Here is a 14,112-nt window from a genome sequence, read left to right as displayed (position 1 = left end):
ATCCCGATGTCGTCCATGCACTCCCGCTACCTGCGCTGCGCCGGCCGCGAGCTCCACTACACCGAGTGGGGGCCGAGCACGCCGAGACGGTGATCGCCTGGCACGGCCTGGCGCGCACCGGGCGCGACATGGACGACATCGCGGCGCACCTGTCGCAGCGCTGGCGGGTGATCTGCCCGGACACGGTGGGCCGCGGCCTGTCGCAGTGGGCCGAGGACCCGGCGCGCGAGTACTGCCTGGCGTCCTACGTCGGGCTGGCCGGCGCGCTGCTCGACGGCCTGAACCTCGACCACTGCCTGTGGCTGGGCACCTCGATGGGCGGGGCGATCGGCCTGCTGGCGGCGGCAACCGAGCTGAGGGGCCGCATCCGCCGGCTGGTGCTCAACGACATCGGCCCCGAGCTGGCCGCGCCGGCGCTGGACCGCATCCGGCGTTACGTCGGCGACCCGCCGGCCTTCGCCACGGTGGGCGAGCTGGAGGCCTTCTTCCGGGCCGCCTACGCGCCCTACGGCGAGCTGACCGATGCGCAATGGCGCCGGCTGACCGAGACCTCCACCCGCCGCCTGCCCGACGGCCGGGTGACGCCGCACTACGACCCGGCCATCGTGCGCCAGTTCACCGACCACCCCGACGACTACGCCCGCTGGGAGGCCTGGGACTCGCTGGCGTTGCCGGTGCTGTGCCTGCGCGGCGAGGACTCCGACCTGCTGCGGCCCGAGACCGCCGAGGCGATGCGACGGCGCGGCCCGCGGGCGCTGGTGGTCACCGTGCCCGGCTGCGGCCATGCGCCGGCGCTGAACACGCCGGGGCAGTGGTCGGTGGTGGAGCGGTTCCTCGCCGCCGTGTGAAGGCGGCGGCGCCGCCTCAATGGGCGCCGCCGGCGTCCACCGCGGCGCCCCGCGCCGGCCGGCGCGTGAACCAGACCAGGCCGATCAGCAGCAGGAAGAGCACCGCCGAGCCGAAGAACACATCGTCCACCGCGCGGGTGAAGGCCTGCTGGTCGACCAGCCGGTTGAGCTGCACGGCGATCTGCTCGGGGCTGAGGCCGGCGGCGGCCAGGCGGGTCCAGGCGTCGGCGGTCTGCGGCTGGCCCGGGCCGCCCATCTGCTCGACCAGGTGGGCGTGGTGCAGGGTGGCACGGTCGTCCCACAACGTGGTGGCGATGGAGGTGCCCATCGCGCCGGCGGTGATGCGCGCGAAGTTCGACAGGCCCGAGGCCGCCGGCATGCGGTCCGGGCTGAGGCCGGACATGATGATGCTCTGCAGCGGGATGAAGAAGAGCGCCAGCGCCGCGCCCTGGATGAGGGTGGGCAGCAGGATGTGCCAGAGGTCGGTCTGCGTGGTGAACTGCGCGCGCATCCACAGGATCAGCGCGAACAGCAGGAAGGAGCCGGTGGCCATGGCGCGGGGATCGAAGCGCGTCACGTTGCGGCCCACCCAGGGCGACAGCACGATGGCCATCAGGCCCACCGGCGCCAGCGCCATGCCGGCCGCGGTGGCGGTGTAGCCCATCCACTGCTGCAGCCACAGCGGCAGCAGCACCACGTTGCCGAAGAAGAGGCAATAGGCCACCGACAGCGTCGCGGTGCCGAGCGCGAAGTCGCGGCGGCCGAAGAGGCGCAGGTCCACCACCGGGTGCTTCTCGGTCAGCTCCCACGCCAGGAAGAACAGGAAGCCCACCAGTGCCACCAGCGCCAGCACGACGATCAGGCCGGAGTGGAACCAGTCCAGCTCCTTGCCCTTGTCCAGCATGATCTGCAGCGCGCCCACCCAGACGACGAGCAGGGCCAGGCCGATGCCGTCGATCGGCAGCTTGCGGGTCGGCGTCTCGCGCTTGCGGTAGAGCGCCCAGGTGGCGGCGGCCGCGGCCAGGCCCACCGGCACGTTGATGTAGAAGATCCACGGCCAGGCGATGTTGTCGGTGATCCAGCCGCCCAGCAGCGGCCCCACCACGGGCGCGACCAGCGTCGTCATCGACCACATCGCCAGCGCGGTGCCGGCCTTGGACCGCGGGTAGCTGGACAGCAGCAGCGTCTGCGACAGCGGGATCATCGGCCCCGCCACCAGCCCCTGCATGACGCGGAAGGCGACCAGCCATCCGAGCGACGGCGCGAAGCCGCACAGCCAGCTGGTCAGCACGAACAGCAGGATGCTGCCGGTGAACAGCCGCACCGCGCCGAAGCGCTGCGTCAGCCAGCCGGTCAGCGGCACGCTGATGGCGTTGGCCACGCCGAAGCTGGTGATGACCCAGGTGCCCTGGTGGGGACTGACGCCCAGGTCGCCGGCGATGGCGGGCAGCGACACGTTGGCGATCGACGTGTCCAGCACGTTCATGAAGGTGGCCAGCGACAGCGCCAGCGTGCCCAGCACCAGCGCGCCGCCGGTCAGCGGCGGCGGCGCGGCGGCGTCCTGCGCGGCGGCCGACATCAGGGCTTCACGGCATGGGCCACCACGTGCGCGGCGTCCTGGCGGTCGGTGACGGGCCGGCGCTGGGCGCTGGCGCGGGCCAGCGCGGGCGCCCTGCCGCCGTGGGCCGAGATGATGCGGCGCACCTCCTCGTCGGCGTCCCGGTTCAGCCGGTCGAAGACCTGGGTCTGCGCCACCGGCTGCCGGCGCGGCGCGTCGGCCAGCACCTTGCCGTCGGTGTTGCTGACGTCCACCCTGGCCTCCATCGACAGGCCGACGCGCAGCGGGTGCGCGGCCACCTGCTCGCGGTTCAGCGCGATGCGCACCGGCACCCGCTGCACGATCTTGATCCAGTTGCCGGTGGCGTTCTGCGCCGGCAGCAGCGAGAAGGCGCCGCCGGTGCCCGCGCCCAGGCCCTCGACCACGCCGTGGTACTCGACCTTTTCGCCGTAGACGTCGGCCGTGAGCGTGGCCGGCTGGCCGATGCGCAACTGGCGCAGCTGGCTTTCCTTGAAGTTCGCGTCGACCCACAGGTCCTGCAGGCCGACCACCGTCATCAGCGGCGCGCCGGCCTGCACCCGCTGGCCGAGCTGCACGTTGCGCTTGGCCACGTAGCCGTCCACCGGCGCCGGCAGGTCGACGCGCTTGAGCGCCAGGTACGCCTCGCGCACCCGGGCCGCGGCGCGCTGCACGTTGGGGTGCTGCTCGACGCTGGTGTTGTCGGTCAGCGATTCGGCCGACAGCAGCTGCTCCTTCGCGGCGGCGACGGCCGACTGCGCGGCCTGCACGCCGCTGCGGGCGGCGGTGAGCTGCGCGTTGGCGTGGTTGAACTCCTCCTGCCCCACCGCGCCGGTGGCCACCAGCGGCGCGCGCCGCGACACGTCGTCCTGCGCCCGCGCCAGGTCGGCCTGGGCGCGGGCGGCATCGGCCTGGCGCAGCGCCACCTGGGCGCGCAGCGCGGCGTTGTTGGCGTACAGGGTGCGCACCTCGCGCACGGTCTGCGCCAGCTGGGCTTCCGCCTGGTCGAGCGCCACCTGCGCATCGGCGGTGTCCAGCCGGACCAGCGTCTGCCCGGCCTTGACGAAGTCGGTGTCGTCGGCGCCGATGGCGAGCACCGTGCCGCCCACCTGCGGCGTGATCTGCACGATGTTGCCCTGCACGTAGGCGTTGTCGGTGCGCTCGAAGTGGTTGAGCACCAGCGCCCAGTAGGCGCCGTACGCCGCACCGCCGAGCAGCATCGCGGCGGCCACCGCGCCCAGCGCCTGGCGCCGGCGGGGATGGCGCTCGTGGGCCTCGGCGCGCGCGGGGGCGGGTGGTGCAGGCGTGTCGTTCGGGTTCATCGTCGTCTTCCGGGTCAGGGGGCGCGGGCCAGGCGCGGGTCCGGGCCGTAGCCGCCGCCCAGGGCGCGCAGCAGCGCCACCTCGGTGTCCAGCGTGCGGGCCTGCAGGTCGGCCGCGGCGCGGCGCTGCGCCAGCACCGCGGTCTCGGCGGTCAGCACGGTGAGGTAGGGGCTCAGGCCGCTGCGGTAGCGCTGCACGGCCAGGTCGTAGGCGCTTTCGGCGGCGGCCTGTGCCTGCACCTGCTCCTGCCGCTGGCGCTGGAGGGCGCGCAGCGAGGCCACCTGGTCGGCGACGTCGCGCACCGCGTCCAGCACCGCGCCGTTGTAGGCGGCGACGGCGGCATCGACGTCGGCCGCCCGGCCGCGGTGGTTGGCGCGCAGCCGGCCGGCGTCCAACAGCGGCAGCCGCAGCGCCGGCGCGACGCCGGCCTGGCGGCTGCCGAGGTCGAGCAGCCGGTCCAGCCCGACGGCGTTGAAGCCGGCGAAGGCGGTGAGGTTGACGCTGGGGAAGAACTGCGCCCGCGCGGCCTGCAGGTCGGCCGCGGCGGCCTCGACGCGCAGCCGGGCGGCGTCGACGTCGGGCCGGCGCGCCAGCAGGTCGGCCGGCAGGTCGTCCGGCAGCGGCCGGGCGCCGCCGTCCCGCAGCGTCACCTGCAGGCCTTGCAGCGCCCCGGGCGGCTGTGCCGTCAGCGCGGCCAGCGCATGGCGGGCGAGCGCGATCTGCTCGTCCAGCGCCTCGATCTGCTGGCGCGCCTCGGGCAGGGCGCCTTCGCCCTGGCGCAGCTCGACGTGGGTGTCCAGGCCGGCGCGGACCCGCTGCTGGATCAGGCCCAGCAGCTGGCCGCGCTGGGCCAGCGTGCGGTCCGCCACCCCACGCTGCGCCTGCAGCCGGCCGAGCTGGAAGTAGGTGCGCGCGACGTTGGCGGCCAGCGCCACCTTGACGCCCTGCGCCTCGGCCTGCGCGGCGCGTTCGGCGCCGAGGGCGGCCTGCAGCTCGTGGCGGTGGCGGCCGAAGAAGTCCAGCTCCCACGACAGGCCTGCCTGCAGGGTGCCGAGGTTGCGCACGCTGCCGGCCAGCGGCGGCGGGACGATGCCGTTCTCGGTGAAGCGCTGGCGGCTCACCTCCAGGCTGCCCTGCGCCTGCGGCGACCCCGCGGCGTCGATGCCGGCGACCGCGGCGCGCGCACGCTCCAGGCGGGCGGCGGCGGCGGTGAGGTTGGGGTGGTCCTGCAGCGCCTTGGCGACCAGGGCGTCGAGCTGGGCGTCGCCGAAGGTGGTCCACCAGGTCTCGGCGACCACCGGCGCGGCGCCCGGCTGCAGGCCGGCCTGCGCCGCGGCCAGCGGCTGCGCCCGCGGCCGCATGTCGCCCGGGCCGGCGCAGCCGGCCAGCGTCAGCAGCGCGGCCATGGCCAGCGCGCCGAGGGCGGTCAGGGCGGTCAGCGCCAGGCCGCGCGCGGGCGGGCGGGCATCGAGGCGGAGCGGTGCGGCGGGCATGGCGGTCTGCGGGGGGCCAAGGAGGAACCCAGGCGGCGAGGTCAGTCGACTTCCGTCACCTCGGGCGGCGGCGTGGCGGCGCGCAGCGCCTCGGCGTTGTCGTGCACCCGCTGCAGCAGCGACAGCAGCGTCTGCCATTCGGCGCGGCTGAGGCCGGCCAGGTGCGCGTTCTGCACCTCGGCCAGCACGGGCGGCAGGGCGGCGGCGGCGGCCTCGCCGGCCTCGGTGAGCGCCACCCAGACCACCCGCCGGTCGGCGGTGCAGCGGTCACGTCGGCACAGGCCCTTCTTCTCCAGCCGGTCGAGCAGCCGCGTCATGGCGCCGGGGTCCATCTGGGTGTCGCGGGCGATCTCGGCCACCGGCAGGCGCCCCCGCTCGCGCAGCTTGACCAGCGGCACCCATTGCGCATTGGTCAGGCCCACCGGCGCCAGCCGGGCGTCCACCTGCTGGCTCATCGAGGAGACGATCCGCTTCATCAGGTAGCCCACGCTCTCGCTGGAGCGGTAGTGGGCGCCGTCGTACAGCGGCGCCGGACGGGCGCGGGAGGTCGAGGAGGCCATCCCGCGAATTTGAATGCCTAAGCAATGATTGTCAAGGCTGAAATTGTCCAGGCGGCGACTTGCGTCCCGGCCCGCCCCGGGCTCGGGGCATGGGCCGGGCGGCCGGCGGCCTCCCCGGGGGGCTCCCTAGAATGCCCGGCCCTCCTTCCGCCTCCCCTGCAGGACCCCCCATGACCAGCGGCGTCATCCGCATCCGCGGCGCGCGACAGCACAACCTGAAGAACCTCGACCTGGACCTGCGCACCGGCGAGCTGACGGTGGTGACCGGCCCCAGCGGCTCGGGCAAGTCCAGCCTGGTGTTCGACACCGTCTACGCCGAGGGCCAGCGCCGCTACGTCGAGACCTTCAGCGCCTACGCCCGGCAGTTCCTCGACCGCATGGACCGGCCGGCGGTGGACAAGGTGGAGGGCGTGCCGCCGGCCATCGCCATCGACCAGACCAACCCGGTGCGCAACTCGCGCTCCACGGTCGGCACGATGACCGAGCTGAACGACCACCTGAAGCTGCTCTACGCGCGGGCGGCGGTGCTGTTCGACCGGCAGACCGCGAAGGCGGTGCGCCACGACACGCCGGAGACCATCCAGGCCGACCTGCGGCGGCGGGCCGAGGCGGCCGGTGATCCCCGGCTGGTGCTCACCTTCCCCGTCGAGCTGCCCGGTGGCGTGAGCGACGCCGAGGTCGAGCAGTGGCTGTCGGCCAGCGGCTTCACACGGGTGCAGGGCCGGCGCGAGATCGACACGCCGAAGGGCCGGCACACGCTGCTCGACGTGGTGGCCGACCGCTTCCGCATCGCCGGGGCGGACAAGGCGCGGGTGGGCGAGGCGATCGAGCTGGCGTTGAAGCGCGGCGGTGGCCGGGTCGATGTGCACGTGACCCGGGAGGATGGATCGACCGATTGCTGGCGCTATTCGACCGGCCTGCACTGCCCGGAGAGCGACCTGCGCTACGCCGACCCGCAGCCCGCGCTCTTCAGCTTCAACTCGGCCTACGGCGCCTGCGAGGCCTGCCGCGGCTTCGGACGCGTCATCGGCGTGGACTTCGGGCTGGTCATTCCCGACGAGAAGAAGACGCTGCGCAACGGCGCCATCAAGCCGCTGCAGACGCCGGCCTGGAAGGAGTGCCAGGACGACCTGATGAAGTACGCGGGCGACGCCGGCATCCCGCGCGACACGCCGTGGAACCAGCTCACCGAGGCGCAGCGCCAGTGGGTCATCGAGGGCTCGCCGAACTGGAAGGGCGACTGGAACAAGCAGTGGTACGGCGTGCGCCGCTTCTTCGGCTACCTGGAGAGCAAGGCGTACAAGATGCACATCCGCGTGCTCTTGTCCAAGTACCGCAGCTACACCGAATGCCCCACCTGCAAGGGCGCGCGGCTGAAGCCCGAGGCGCTGCTGTGGCGGCTGGGCGCGGACGGGGCGCCGTCGCACGGCCGCTCCGAAGACGGTGCCCAGCCCCCTCGGGGGCGGTCGTCGTACCCGACGACCAGGGGCCGTCAGGTCTTTTCGCCGACATCCTCGACCCGGCGCAGCGTTTCCTGCCCCCCGGCGTCGACTGGACCCGCGAGCAACTCGAGGCGTTGCCCGGCCTGGCGCTGCACGACCTGATGCGCCTGCCGATCGCCCGGCTGCGCCGCTTCTTCGACCGCGTGCGCTTCGACGACGCGCTGCTGGACGAGGCGCTGAAGCTGCTGCTGGACGAGGTGCGCAACCGGCTGCGCTACCTCTGCGAGGTGGGCCTGGGCTACCTGACGCTGGACCGGCAGAGCCGCACGCTGTCGGGCGGCGAGGTGCAGCGCATCAACCTGACCACCGCGCTCGGCACCTCGCTGGTCAACACGCTGTTCGTGCTGGACGAGCCCAGCATCGGCCTGCACCCGCGCGACATGGCGCGCATCGTCGAGGCCATGCACCGGCTGCGCGACGCCGGCAACACGCTGCTGGTGGTCGAACACGACCCGGCCGTGATGCTGGCCGCCGACCGGCTGATCGACATGGGTCCGGGCCCCGGCGAGAAGGGTGGCCGGATCGTCTTCGACGGCACGCCGGCCGAGGCGGCGCAGGCCGACACGCTGACCGGCGCCTACCTCGGCGCGCGCAAGCAGATCGGCATGGGCATCCGCCGCCACGTGGGCGATTCGACGCCACGGCTGGTGCTCGAAGGCGCGCGCGAGCACAACCTCAAGGACGTGCACGTCGAGTTCCCGCTGCAGCGGCTGGTCGCCATCACGGGCGTCTCCGGCTCGGGCAAGTCCACGCTGGTCCAGGACGTGCTGTACCCCGCGCTGGCCCGCCACTTCGGCAAGGCCACCGAGACGCCGGGCGCGCACGACCGCCTGCTCGGCGCCGAGCTGCTGGCCGACGCGGTGTTCGTCGACCAGAGCCCGATCGGCAAGACCGCGCGGTCGAACCCGGCCAGCTACGTCGGCGCCTTCGACGAGATCCGCAAGCTGTTCGCCACCGCGCCGCTGGCACAGGAGCGCAGCTACGGCGCCGGCATGTTCAGCTTCAACGCCGGCGACGGCCGCTGCCCCACCTGTGGTGGTTCCGGCTTCGAGCACGTCGAGATGCAGTTCCTGTCCGACGTGTACCTGCGCTGCCCCGACTGCGACGGCAAGCGCTTCCGCGCCGAGATCCTCGACGTGCGCATCGAACGCGGCGGTCGGTCGCTCAACGTGTCCGACGTGCTGGACCTGACGGTGAGCGAGGCGGTGGCCTGCTTCGCCACCGACCGCGAGGTGGTCAACAAGCTGCAGCCCATCGTCGACGTGGGCCTGGACTACGTGCGGCTGGGCCAGCCGGTGCCCACGCTGTCGGGCGGCGAGGCGCAGCGGCTGAAGCTGGCCGGCTTCCTGGCCGAGGCGGCCAGCCAGCGCAGCGCCACGCGCCAGGCGGTGGCGAAGAAGGGCACGCTGTTCCTCTTCGACGAGCCGACCACCGGCCTGCACTTCGACGACATCGCCAAGCTGATGCGGGCGCTGCGCAAGCTGCTGGAGGCGGGCCATTCGCTGATCGTCATCGAGCACAACCTGGACGTCATCCGCAGCGCCGACTGGATCGTCGACCTGGGGCCCGAAGGCGGCGAGGGCGGCGGCGAGAAGGTGTTCGACGGCACGCCCGACGACCTGCGCGCCGACACCCGCTCGCACACCGCGCAGGCGCTGCGCGAGTACGAACGCTCGCTGGGCCTCGGCGTGCCCAAGGCCGAAGAGGGCGTGCCGCTGTCCACCGTGCTGCGCAACGCCCGCCGCGACGCGGCCGGGCGCCGCGAGGCCGAGGACGCGATCCGCATCGTCAACGCGCACGAGCACAACCTGAAGTCGCTGAGCGTGGACATCCCGCGCGGCAAGTTCACCGTGGTCACCGGCGTGTCGGGCTCGGGCAAGAGCACGCTGGCCTTCGACATCCTGTTCAACGAGGGCCAGCGGCGCTACCTCGAATCGCTCAACGCCTACGCCCGCAGCATCGTGCAGCCGGCGGGCCGGCCGGAGGTGGACGCGGTGTGGGGCATCCCGCCCACCGTGGCCATCGAGCAGCGGCTGTCGCGCGGCGGCCGCAAGAGCACGGTGGCCACCACCACCGAGGTCTGGCACTTCCTGCGGCTGCTGTGGGTGAAGCTGGGCATCCAGCACTGCCTGAAGGACGGCACGCCGGTGGTGCCGCAGAGCGCCGAGAGCATCGCCGCGCAGCTGCTGCGCGACCACCGGGGCCAGCACGTCGGCCTGCTGGCGCCGCTGGTGGTCAACCGCAAGGGCGTCTACACCGACCTGGCCAAATGGGCCAAGGGCCGCGGCCACACCCACCTGCGCGTCGACGGCGAGTTCATCAAGGTCGATCCCTGGCCGCGGCTGGACCGCTTCAAGGAGCACACGCTGGAGCTGCCGGTCGGCGACCTGGTGATCGGCCCGGAGAACGAGGCCGAGCTGCGTGCGCTGCTGACCAAGGCGCTGGACCTGGGCAAGGGCGTGATGCACCTGCTGACGCCGCTGGACGGCCTGGCCGAGGCGCTGGAGGCCGGCCGTTCGGTGCAGGGGCTGGGGCAGGTCAAGGTGTTCTCCACCAAGCGCGCCTGCCCCACCTGCGGCACCAGCTACCCGGAGCTGGACCCGCGGCTCTTCTCCTACAACTCCAAGCACGGCTGGTGCGGCACCTGCGTCGGCACCGGCCTGGCGCTCACCCGCGAGCAGCGCAAGGCCTTCGACGATTCGGTGCGCGAGGACAACGACCGCGGGCGCGAGCAGAGCTTCCCGTCCGAGGAGCCCGAGGTGGAGGACGTGGCCGACGCGCCCTGCCCCGAGTGCGAGGGCGCGCGGCTGAACCCCACCGCGCGGGCGGTGCGCTTCGACGGCAAGCCGATCAGCGAAGTCGCGTCGTGGTCGGTCGGTGAGTCGCGCGACTGGGTGCGACGCCTGCAGGCCGAAGGCGCGCTGGCCCGGCGCGACGAGGCCATCGCCCGCGACGTGGTGACCGAGATCGCCAGCCGGCTGCAGTTCCTCGAGCAGGTGGGCCTGGGCTACCTGACGCTGGACCGGGCGGCGCCCACGCTGTCGGGCGGCGAGGCGCAGCGCATCCGCCTGGCGGCGCAGCTGGGCAGCCACCTGCAGGGCGTGTGCTACGTGCTCGACGAGCCCACCATCGGCCTGCACCCGCGCGACAACCGCATCCTGCTCGACGCGCTGCAGACGCTGTCCGACCAGGGCAACACGCTGGTCGTGGTGGAGCACGACGAGGACACCATCCGCCGCGCCGACCACCTGATCGACATCGGCCCCGGCGCCGGCAAGCGCGGCGGCACGGTGGTGGCGCAGGGCAGCGCGCAGGACCTGTCCGACGCGCCGGCCTCGCTGACCGGCCGCTTCCTGGCGAACCCGCTGGTGCACCCGCTGCACACGCGGCGGCCGGTGGCGGCCGACGGCCTCGCGCTGCAGCTCAAGGGCGCGAACCTGCACAACCTGCAGTCGGTGGACGTTGCGGTGCCGCTGCAGCGGCTGGTGGCGGTGACCGGGGTCAGCGGCTCCGGCAAGAGCACGCTCGCCCGCGACGTGCTGCTGGCCAACGTGCACGCGCAGGTGTCGAACCGCGGCAAGGCGGTGCTGCTGTCGGGCTGCGAGGGCCTGACCGGCTCCGGCGCCATCGACCGCGTGCTGGAGGTCGACCAGACGCCGATCGGCAAGACGCCGCGCTCCTGCCCCGCCACCTACATCGGCTTCTGGGACGCCATCCGGAAGTTGTTCGCCGAGACGCTGGAGGCCAAGGCGCGCGGTTATGCGCCCGGCCGCTTCAGCTTCAACACCGCCGCCGGCGGCGGGCGCTGCCCGGCCTGCGAGGGCCAGGGCGTGCGCACCATCGAGATGAGCTTCCTGCCCGACGTGAAGGTGCCCTGCGACAGCTGCCACGGCCAGCGCTTCAACGCCGAGACGCTGGCGGTGAGCTGGCGCGGCAAGAGCATCGGCGACGTGCTGACCATGGAGGTGGACGAGGCGGTGGACTTCTTCGCCTCGATGCCGAACATCGCCCACCCGCTGCAGCTGCTCAAGGACGTCGGCCTGGGCTACCTGACGCTGGGCCAGCCCTCACCCACCTTGAGCGGCGGCGAGGCGCAGCGCATCAAGCTGGTCACCGAACTGAGCAAGGTGCGAGACGACGTGACGCGAAGGGGTCAGAAGCCGCCGCACACGCTCTATGTGCTGGACGAACCGACGGTGGGCCTGCACATGGCCGACGTGGAACGGCTGATCCACGTGCTGCACCGGCTGGTCGACGGCGGCCATTCGGTGGTGGTGATCGAGCACGACCTCGACGTGATCGCCGAGGCCGACTGGGTCGTCGACCTGGGCCCCGAGGGCGGCACCGGCGGCGGCCGGGTGGTGGCCGCCGGCACGCCGGAGCAGGTGGTGGCCGCGGGCACGCACACCGGGGTGGCGCTGGCGCCGGTGCTGGGTCGCCAGCGCGCGCCGCAGGCGGCTACATCAGCGGCTGCGGTGCCGTGAGCTGCGCGGCCGGCGTGCAGACGCCGGCCTCCTGGCGGCACATCATGTCCAGCGCGCGGCACTGCAGGGCCAGCGCGTCGTGGCGGTCGCCGCAGTGCTCCAGCACCTCGGCCACGCGGACCAGCACGCGCACCTCCCAGTGCGGGTCGGCCACGTGCCGGGCCTGCGCCACGGCGGCGTAGCAGTGGTCGCGGCAGCGCTCCAGCGCCGCGCGGGCGGCGCCTTCGTCGCCCTGTTCGCGGGCCTCGCCGGCCAGCGCACGGGTGACCTCGGCCAGTTCGCACTGCAGGTCCACCGCCAGGTCGGGCGCGCCCAAGGCCAGGGCCAGCGACAGCGCCTGCTTCAGCGACCACTCGGCCTCGCGCCAGCCGCCCATCTCGCGGTAGGCGGTGGCCACCTGGCCCAGCGCCTCGGCGCGGGCGGCGGCGCCGGCCTGCTGCTCCACCTGGTCGAGGCGGTTCAGGGCGTCGCACAGGCGGGCACGGGCGGCGGTGAGGTCGGTGGGTGTCATCAGGCTGGGGGTGTGCATCGGCATGGCCCATCCTACGAAGGCCTCCGCCGTGCCACACGCCCCCGACCGGAGGGTGGCCGCCGCCGGCGCCTCCCCCAGCCGCGGGGAGGCTGTGCAACCCGTCACGCCCGGCGCGGCGACCGGCGCGCCCGCACGATGCGCCAGCCCAACAGCACGCCGATGACGGCCAGGTAGACGAGCGGCTCGCCGAAGTTGTTCTTGCCGGCGCGCATCCAGAAGAAGTGCAGCAGCGCCAGCCCGGCCGAGGCGTAGACCAGCCGGTGCAGCGCCTGCCAGCGCCGGGCGCCGAGGCGCCTGATGGCGGCGTTGAACGAGGTCGCCGCCAGCGGCAGCATCAGCAGCAGCGCGGCGCTGCCGGCCAGGATGAAGGGCCGCTTGGCGATGTCGGCCACCACGGCCGGCCAGTCGAAGCCGAAGTCCAGCCAGGCGGTGGCGAGGAAGTGCAGCAGGCCCCAGCCGAAGGTGAAGAGGCCGAGCGCGCGCCGGAAGCGCGCCAGCGCATGCCAGCCGGTGAGCTGGCGCAGCGGGGTGACGGCCAGCGTGGCGCAGAGCAGCCGCAGGGTCCAGTCGCCGGAGCCGCGCACCAGCGCCTCCGCCGGGTTCGCGCCCAGCCGGTCGGTGAAGGCGGCGAAGACCAGCCAGGCCAGCGGCGCCAGGCACAGCGCCCACAGCACCGGCTTGGCCAGCGGGTGCAGCAGCGCGCGCTGCACCGCCGGCGACCGACGGCCGGCGACGGCCGACATCAGTAGAACCTTTTGAGGTCCATGCCGGTGTAGAGCTGGCCCACCTGCGGCTCGTAGCCGTTGAACATCAGCGTCTTGCGGCGCTTGGCGAAGGGGCCGCCGGCGTCGCCGATGCGGCGCTCGGTGGCCTGGCTCCAGCGGGGGTGGTCGACGTCCGGGTTCACGTTGGAGTAGAAGCCGTACTCCCGCGGCGCGGCCACCTGCCAGGCGGTGGCCGGCTGCTTTTCGACGAAGCGGATCTTGACGATGGACTTCGACGACTTGAAGCCGTACTTCCAGGGCACCACCAGCCGCACCGGCGCGCCGTTCTGGTTCGGCAGCACCTCGCCGTAGACGCCGAAGGACAGCAGCGTCAGCGGGTGCATCGCCTCGTCCAGCCGCAGGCCTTCCTTGTAGGGCCAGTCGAGCACGGACAGGCTCAAGCCCGGCATCTGCCTGTTGTCGCCCAGGGTGGTGAACTCGACGAAGCGGGCGTTGCCGGTGGGCTCCACCTGCCGGATCAACTCGGCCAGCGAGTAGCCCACCCACGGGATGACCATGGACCAGCCCTCGACGCAGCGCATGCGGTAGATGCGCTCTTCCATCGGGCTCAATTTCAGAAGGTCGTCGATGCCGAAGGTGCGCGGCTTCTTCACCTCGCCCTCGACGGAGACGGTCCAGGGCCGGGTCTTCAGCCGCTTGGGCGCGGACTGGGCCGGGTTCGACTTGTCGGTGCCGAACTCGTAGAAGTTGTTGTAGGTGGTGACGTCCTCGTAGGCGGTGAGCTTCTCGTCGGTGCTGGCCCCGGCCACCTTGCTGGCGGCACCGGGCAACGCGGCGAGCTTGCCGGGGGCCGTCACGGCCCGCGCCGCGTCGGGCAGCAGGGCGGCGGCACCGGACAGCGTCAGCGCGCCGGCCTGCAGCAGCGTGCGGCGCTGCTGCCAGACCGCCGGCGGCGTGACCTCGGCGGCGGCGGGCTGGCCGTACCGAAGGGGGTGCTTGAGCAGGTGCATCGACGTCTCCAGTTGGGGCGGGGCGGCCGCCCGTCTCCACCAACCCTACGAGGCGCGCCG

The 14,112-nt window shown here is 73.3% G+C and carries 7 protein-coding genes and 2 pseudogenes; 2 read left to right on the top strand and 7 right to left on the bottom strand.

Annotated features, from left to right (window positions below):
• Positions 1-6 precede the first annotated feature (6 nt).
• Positions 7-848 (top strand): annotated as a pseudogene (locus tag LRS07_RS00120) (alpha/beta fold hydrolase).
• A 16-nt stretch (positions 849-864) separates the two neighbouring features.
• Here LRS07_RS00120 and LRS07_RS00115 read toward each other — a convergent pair.
• From LRS07_RS00115 to LRS07_RS00100, 4 genes are read right to left on the bottom strand one after another with little or no spacing between them, the layout of a single operon-like run.
• On the bottom strand, positions 865-2,427 hold the full coding sequence (locus LRS07_RS00115) for a DHA2 family efflux MFS transporter permease subunit (RefSeq protein ID WP_260500031.1): 1,563 nt from the start codon (positions 2,425-2,427) through the stop codon (positions 865-867).
• Positions 2,427-3,746 (bottom strand): HlyD family secretion protein, encoded by a 1,320-nt coding sequence (locus LRS07_RS00110; protein WP_260500030.1) that lies wholly within the window; start codon positions 3,744-3,746, stop codon positions 2,427-2,429. Before LRS07_RS00110 ends, LRS07_RS00115 begins: the two co-directional genes overlap by 1 nt.
• 14 nt (positions 3,747-3,760) lie before the next feature.
• Entirely contained in the window at positions 3,761-5,239 is a 1,479-nt protein-coding gene (locus LRS07_RS00105) for an efflux transporter outer membrane subunit (RefSeq protein WP_260500029.1), read from the bottom strand.
• Positions 5,240-5,280: 41 nt separating this feature from the next.
• A complete protein-coding gene (locus LRS07_RS00100) occupies positions 5,281-5,799 on the bottom strand; it encodes a MarR family winged helix-turn-helix transcriptional regulator (protein ID WP_260500028.1) in 519 nt (172 codons plus the stop codon).
• Positions 5,800-5,930: 131 nt separating this feature from the next.
• Between LRS07_RS00100 and uvrA the strand changes: the two are divergent.
• A pseudogene (gene uvrA, locus LRS07_RS00095) lies at positions 5,931-11,785 on the top strand (excinuclease ABC subunit UvrA).
• Here uvrA and LRS07_RS00090 read toward each other — a convergent pair.
• The 3 genes from LRS07_RS00090 to msrP form a co-directional block, all read right to left on the bottom strand.
• Positions 11,760-12,320 (bottom strand): hypothetical protein, encoded by a 561-nt coding sequence (locus tag LRS07_RS00090; protein ID WP_260500026.1) that lies wholly within the window; start codon positions 12,318-12,320, stop codon positions 11,760-11,762. The pseudogene uvrA and the gene LRS07_RS00090 overlap by 26 nt on opposite strands.
• A 98-nt stretch (positions 12,321-12,418) precedes the next feature.
• Positions 12,419-13,060: a protein-methionine-sulfoxide reductase heme-binding subunit MsrQ gene (gene msrQ / locus LRS07_RS00085; protein WP_260500025.1), complete on the bottom strand. Its 642-nt coding sequence runs from the start codon at positions 13,058-13,060 to the stop codon at positions 12,419-12,421.
• On the bottom strand, positions 13,060-14,052 hold the full coding sequence (msrP, locus tag LRS07_RS00080) for a protein-methionine-sulfoxide reductase catalytic subunit MsrP (protein WP_260500024.1): 993 nt from the start codon (positions 14,050-14,052) through the stop codon (positions 13,060-13,062). Before msrP ends, msrQ begins: the two co-directional genes overlap by 1 nt.
• Between the last annotated feature and the right edge of the window lie 60 nt (positions 14,053-14,112).

This window comes from Aquabacterium sp. J223 (assembly GCF_024666615.1).
Lineage (GTDB): Bacteria > Pseudomonadota > Gammaproteobacteria > Burkholderiales > Burkholderiaceae_C > J223.
Note: the sequence above shows the minus strand (reverse complement) of the source record. Positions and strands in the feature narration are given on the sequence as shown.